Below are 6,533 nucleotides of genomic sequence, written 5' to 3'. Positions count from 1 at the left end.
CTGTCTTTTAGCATCTTATGAACCATTACGTTTATAATCAAGCGAAAGCGCGTCTGCGACGAAATATACAACCATCAAAACGGACTACATAAAAACAAAAATCTATAGGTTTTTGTTTTCATCAGGAAAATCAAAAACCGTACCAGACCAAAATTTGTCGTTAAGAGAAATTTTGTCCTGCGAAGCAGGATTCTTGCTGATGATTATCCTAAATCTCAGCAAGAAGTCATGACTTCTTGTCAACTTCATTCAGAAACTCGCATTTACTGCGAGTTTCGTGAGAACAAAAGTCAAGCGGCAAACTGGTCCAAGGCGAAGCCTTTTTAAATGGCCAGTTTGCGTGTTTTTTGGAACGCAGTGACAAAAATCTATAGGTTATTGTCACTTTCATTCAGAATTCATGGTCTGGTTTATTCCTTGAAATCTGGTCCAAGCACATAATTATGAAGTTTTGTGCTTGACTTTTCAAGATGGTCATTTCTAAGGCTGACTTTAGAATTTTCTATTTCATTCCAGAAATCCCTTGCTGAAAGTCTTACAGCACCTGCACCATATATTATAAGCTGTTCCACAGAGTCCGATGTGGCGACTCTGACAGTGTAGTTTTTTTGCAGGATGTGTGATGTTTTTTCTATATATTGGTCGGCGGTTTCAGCCTCTTTGGTATAGACAATATCAATATTGTGGTATCTGCTTATACTTTCTTTTCCTCCCTCAACTTTGTAGGCATCAAAAACTAAGATTATATGTTCACTGCAAGTTCCCTGGTGATTCGATAAAATATCGCAAAGTTTATCCCTAGCGCCTTTTAAATCCTTTTGAGCTAGCTCGTTTAAATAAGGCGAAGCGAATAAAACGTTGTAGCCGTCAACTAAGAGGAATTTCTTTAAAGAAGCATTTTTCTTTTGCTTTGCTAATATTTTTTCATCATATTTTGAATCGGATATACCTTTTTCCTTTTCTATGTAATCGAAATTGTAATTTCTATCCTTGTCTTTGTTGTAGTTTCTTTCAGGAATTTTACCATAGGTGCGTTCGAATATATCATGCAATTCTTTTTCGCTTGCAAGAATATCCCTTTGTTTTTCTGAAAAACTTCTGTTATCTTCCTTTTCAAGATCCTTTCGATTGAAGGATTTCATAAATTCTTCGTTATAATCTAAATCGTTTGAAGAATTCTTTTCTTCATCGAATAAGAATTCTGATTCAACATGCATATAATGTCGGACTTCATTCCATGGGATGACTGTTCCGACTCCGTGAGAGCAAAAGACTGATCCTGGCGGGTTATTAAGGTCTGCTTCGGGATCATAAGCAAAGCTTTCTATTACTTCTTCTGCATTATGGCATGGTTCATAATCTTTGAGAAAGCAGGAAATAGAACCTTCTCCCTTTGTATAGCTTCTGACTTCTTCTGCGTAGTTTCCAAGACATGCAACTGGAATAGTTCCTTTGAGGATAGCTTTCCCATTTTCGATAATGGGTGGCTCAATCGTAGCGTTTTTTTGCTGAAGATCAGTCATAGCTCTTCCGACATGTTCCTGTAAAATGTTTAATTCATAACGATATACAGGCTCTAAGAGTATTGATTTTGCCATCATTAACCCTTGTCTTACAGCTCTGTAGGTTGCCTGCCTGAAATCTCCGCCTTCAGTATGTTTATTATGCGCACGCCCACTTGTGAGAGTTATTTTCATATCGGTAATTTCTGAGCCTGTGAGGACTCCAACATGTTTTTTTTCCTGAAGGTGAGTCAATATTAGTCTCTGCCAGTTTTTTGCCAGAATATCAGTTGAACAGTTACAGTCAAACGTTAATCCGCTGCCAATTCCTGTAGGTGTCAGTAGAAGATGAACTTCTGCATAGTGTCTTAGAGGTTCGAAATGGCCTACACCCTCAACGGTGCTTTCGATTGTTTCCTTATAAATGATGCGACCTTCTCCAAAATCTATATCTGTATTGAAACGAGTCAGCATTAAATGTTTCAATATTTCCATTTGGACTTTTCCCATTACGCGTACATATATATCGCATGTTTGCTCAATCCGGTAGACATGAAGCATGGGCTCTTCTTCTTGTAATTCCAAAAGCTGCATATATACCTTGTAAGGGTCTTCATCATCAGTTAAAATGATTCTGCAGTTTAGAATAGGTTCTAGAAGCTCTTGTGTACTTTCTTGCTCGTATCCTAGACCTTCTCCGGCTTTTGTAGTCGAAAGACCTGTAATTGCACAGACAGTTCCTGCAGGAACGCTTGTTACCAGTTTGAAGCTGTTTCCAGAATATAGTCTTATTTGAGCGATTTTTTCTTCGAGAACTTCGTTTGTTTTGGGATTGACAGTTTTTATCATATCGCGAACTTTCAATCCACTTCCTGTTATTTTACAGTAGGTAAGACGAGTATTATCATCATCTCTTGCAATTTTGTAAACTTTGGCACCGAATTCATCCGGGTAGTGTTTTATTTTACAAAACTTGCATATTTTTTCGAGGAAAAAGTCTATTCCTTCAAGTTTTAAAGCACTTCCAAAAAAGCATGGAAAAAGTTTCCTATCGTCTATAAGGTCTGAAATATTGCTGTCATTTATAGAAGCATTTTCCAGGTATTGTTCCATTAAGTTGTCATCGCATACTGCTATAGCTTCTTGAAACTCTTCTGATTCCATTTCTAGTGTAAAATCTACTATGTGAGAACTTAAAGAAGAGGTTAGTGTTTTTAAGATGATATCTTTATTGGCGCCTGCCTGATCCATCTTATTTACAAAAATAAAGGTTGGAACGTTGTAATGATTTAACAATGACCATAGTGTTTTAACATGAGCATTGGAAGAATCTTGCGAGCTGATAACGAGTATGGCCGCATCCAAAACTTGGAGAGTTCGTTCCATTTCAGGAGAAAAATCTACATGCCCTGGAGTATCAAGTAACGTAATATTTCTTTCAAATGCTGTAAGCCTTGCTTGCTTGGAAAAAATAGTAATGCCGCGGCTTTTTTCTAAATCATAGGTATCCAAAAAAGCATCCTTGTGGTCTACTCTTCCGATTTTTTTTAGTGTTCCAGATGCATAGAGAAGAGCTTCTGACAGAGTTGTTTTTCCTGCATCAACGTGCGCTAATATTCCAATGTTGAGTGGAGTTGTGTTGGTCATTTATAGTTGCCTTTCAATCTTTATTTCTATATTTATGTTTTTACAGTAATCGTTACTGTTGTATTTTTTATGCAAATTTAGTCACTAATATCGATATCAAATTTGATATTGAATTTGTAACCTTCGTATTTGTTTTCAAGCTTTGTTATAAGATTTTTTTTGAATGCTGCCTTGTCTTCGATTTCGAAGCTTACTACAAGATCGAAGACAATGTTCTTTGTATCTTCGTCAAGGTGAAAACCATGCATTTGAAGAACATATTTGCTTTCGGTTACTATTTCAGAAATTTCTTTTCTCATCCTGGAAGCTACATTGTCAGAAGTATTGGAAGCATATACTCCGATAGCAGAGATGATTATGTTGAATTTCTGATAGACTTTTGCTTCAACTGTTCTACTTAGTTTATCAATATCTGCTGCGTTCATTGTATCATCAACTTCTATGTGGATTGAAGCAACTTCGGTATTGGGACCGTAGTTGTGCACAAGAAGGTCATAGGCTCCGTTTACGCCTTCAATACTGGATACGAATTTCTTGATTTCTTTTGAACGTGCAGGAGTGAGTCTTTCTCCTAGAATCTCACTTAAAGTTCCTTTTAACATTTCAAGACCTGCTTTGATGATAAAAAGAGAAATAATAGCACCTAGAAAAGCTTCAAGCGAAAAACCCGTGAAAATGAAAATAAATGCGGCAACAAGTGTAGATGCAGAGATAACGGAATCCATTGCTGCATCCTGGCCGGAAGCAATGAGAGCATCAGAGGAAACTTTTTCTCCTGTTTTCTTAACATATTTTCCTAGAATAAATTTGATTACAACAGCGCTTGTAACTATTATGAGAGTTGATGCAGAATAGTTTGGAAGCTCAGGGGTTATTATCTTTTTTATAGAGGAAACAAGTGCTGTAGTACCTGCATAGAGTACGATTACAGAAATAATGGCAGCACTTAAATATTCAATTCGTCCGTATCCAAAAGGGTGTTTCTTGTCAGGTGATTTTCCTGCAAGTTTAGTTCCTATGATAGTGATAGCAGAAGACATCGCATCACTTAGATTATTAACGGCGTCTAGAATGATTGCAATTGAAGATGACAATACTCCTACAAAAGCTTTGAAAGAAGCTAGTAAAATATTTGTAGCTATACCGATTATGCTTGTTTTTATTATGATAGAATCTCTTTTTTCTTTAGATAATTGTTGCGGCATATGAGCCTCCTTTTTATGAAGATGGTGTTAATGATAAGCTGGTTTTATTTATATGTGACTAATTGTGCATGAAACTAAGATGTTAGTCTAAGTTCAATCAATAGTATTTTATCACAAAATATGGGAAAATATGCTTGCATTGTCAGTAATACTATGATATATTACTTTTTGCGTCGGGGTGTGGCTCAGATGGTAGAGCACTATCTTAGGGAGGTAGGGGCCGCGTGTTCGAATCACGTCACTCCGATTGATTGGAAGCCGCTTGTTAAGCGGCTTTTTCTTTGCCCTTTTTTAGAAATTGTGTAAGAAAATATTTTAACTAATCAGCCGAGAGGTTCTTTCAAATTGTTTTGGAAGTACTTCTCGGCTGATTTGCTTGTTGCTTCAATGTACTAGTGTTAAGGACATTATCCCTAGATGAATAAATGAAAAGTTTAATAACAGCTATTAACCATTAATGTATGTTATCGATAAAAAAGATGTAAGGATATATTATTGAAACATGATAGAAGCATTATAAGCATTTGTATGATTTTAGCCGAAATAGAAGTAGATAACTATTTCTTTAAGCAATAATAGATTATGTACAAGGAGGTAAATGATTATGACAGGAATCAATATTACTTCTGTAGATGGATAATTCCTTACTGGCTGTAATGGGGATTAACCATAAATATATTGTAGTAGACAGGTAAAAGATATTAGTCAGGAAATATATAGTATCAGTTTTGCCATAAGTGGAGGTGCTTTATGAGAATACAACAGAACACGGATGTTCAAATAAATCCTTTCCAAAACCAGAATAATGCCCAGTCGACCACTGAGGTAGGGAAGACTGCATATAAGAGCGGCAATTTGTCCTCTGTATCCGGTGCTAATCTGAAAGGGGAAAGTCTTGTTCAGCAGAGGCAGGGCCTGGCCAGAAAACAGGCACTCAAGGTGGTTTCCGATGCATTTGGCGGAGAAAAGAAGCTGGATGCACAGATGCAGTCTATTAAAGATGAGATAAAGCGCCTTCAGGACGAGATCAACGAAAAGACTGCGAACACGATGGAAAATAACGCCAAGTTAAAAGAACTTCAGGAAGAATATGGTATTGATCCGGAAGGTGAAGAGAGTAAGGAACTGTCGAAGTTGGCGGCTAAGATGAATAATGCTGACTACGGATTATCTGATGAAGAGATTAGTAAAATGTCGGAGTATCAGCAAAAAGCACTTTATTATGTGGCAGCAAATCAGCAGAACTCTCTTGACATTGATAGAGCAAAAGCTCAGCAGACGGGAAATGTTCAGGGTTATGCAGATATAAAAAGAGAACGTGCAAAATCACAGGATATGCTTAAAGCTCAGGATGAAGCAAAAGATATTATGGAAGCAGTGGGCGAAGAGGCTATAGCTCTTTTGACACAGGAAGCTGTTGAGCATGTAGACGAAGAGCAGAAGGAACGCGAGGAAGAAGCCAAAGAAGCTGCCGAAAAGAAGAAAGAAGAGAAGAAGGAAGAGGCAAAGAAACTCGAAAAAGAAGCTATGCAACAGGAAATGATAGAAAATCTCAAGGAACACGCGATAGAGTCCCAGAGGACAAGTGCAGATACAAAACGTGCTATTGCAAGAAGAGAACGTGCAGAAGCTGACAGCATGGAAGCAGAGGATGTGCAGAGAACTATTGTTTCTGAGAGTGCATCAATGGAGAATATGCAGAATGCTGTCAATTCTGAAATTACGAATATTCTCAATAAGCTGAGCTTACTTTCAAATGATGTTAAGGGCAGCACTGTTGACAGTCAGATATAAGAAGAATGCTATTCATGACATAGATGATGCTATTGGTGACATTAGTATTATCTAATAAAGGATTGATAACATTGGCGGCTAACTCGTGACTTTAGTCATGAGTTAGCCGCCTTTTCTTGACTCTGCTAATTACGTATGGTATTATGTAGACATGGATAAAGATGGAATATTTACAATAAATTCAGATGTAACTCATGGTAGAGGTTATGTATACTGCTTACAGTACCATATAGTATGGTGCACCAAGTATCGTAAGAAGGTCATTATTGGCAATATAGAGTCAGATGTTAAAGAACATCTTTACCGTACAGCCGAAGATTTAGACATTAAAATCCTTGCTATGGAAACAATGCCCGACCATATACATATGCTTATAGAATGTAAG

The 6,533-nt window shown here is 37.1% G+C and carries 4 protein-coding genes and 1 tRNA gene; 3 read left to right on the top strand and 2 right to left on the bottom strand.

The window, feature by feature from the left end:
* Positions 1-410 precede the first annotated feature (410 nt).
* Positions 411-3,149: a translation factor GTPase family protein gene (locus G634_RS19455; RefSeq protein ID WP_051234077.1), complete on the bottom strand. Its 2,739-nt coding sequence runs from the start codon at positions 3,147-3,149 to the stop codon at positions 411-413.
* Between the two features lie 77 nt (positions 3,150-3,226).
* Complete coding sequence (locus tag G634_RS0114560) at positions 3,227-4,354, bottom strand: cation diffusion facilitator family transporter (protein WP_026505880.1); 1,128 nt, start codon at positions 4,352-4,354, stop codon at positions 3,227-3,229.
* Between the two features lie 174 nt (positions 4,355-4,528).
* On the opposite strand from G634_RS0114560, the gene G634_RS0114555 reads away from it, so the two are divergent.
* The 3 genes from G634_RS0114555 to tnpA form a co-directional block, all read left to right on the top strand.
* Positions 4,529-4,601: transfer RNA gene (locus G634_RS0114555), tRNA-Pro, on the top strand.
* A gap of 503 nt (positions 4,602-5,104) precedes the next feature.
* A complete protein-coding gene (locus G634_RS0114550) occupies positions 5,105-6,148 on the top strand; it encodes a hypothetical protein (protein ID WP_026505879.1) in 1,044 nt (347 codons plus the stop codon).
* 151 nt (positions 6,149-6,299) lie between these two features.
* A partial coding sequence (gene tnpA / locus G634_RS0114545) for an IS200/IS605 family transposase (RefSeq protein WP_026505878.1) occupies positions 6,300-6,533 on the top strand: 234 nt, incomplete at its 3' end.

The organism is Butyrivibrio sp. NC3005 (assembly GCF_000424545.1).
In the GTDB taxonomy this organism is placed as follows: Bacteria; Bacillota; Clostridia; order Lachnospirales; family Lachnospiraceae; genus Butyrivibrio.
This window is presented reverse-complemented; position numbering and strand designations above follow the sequence as displayed.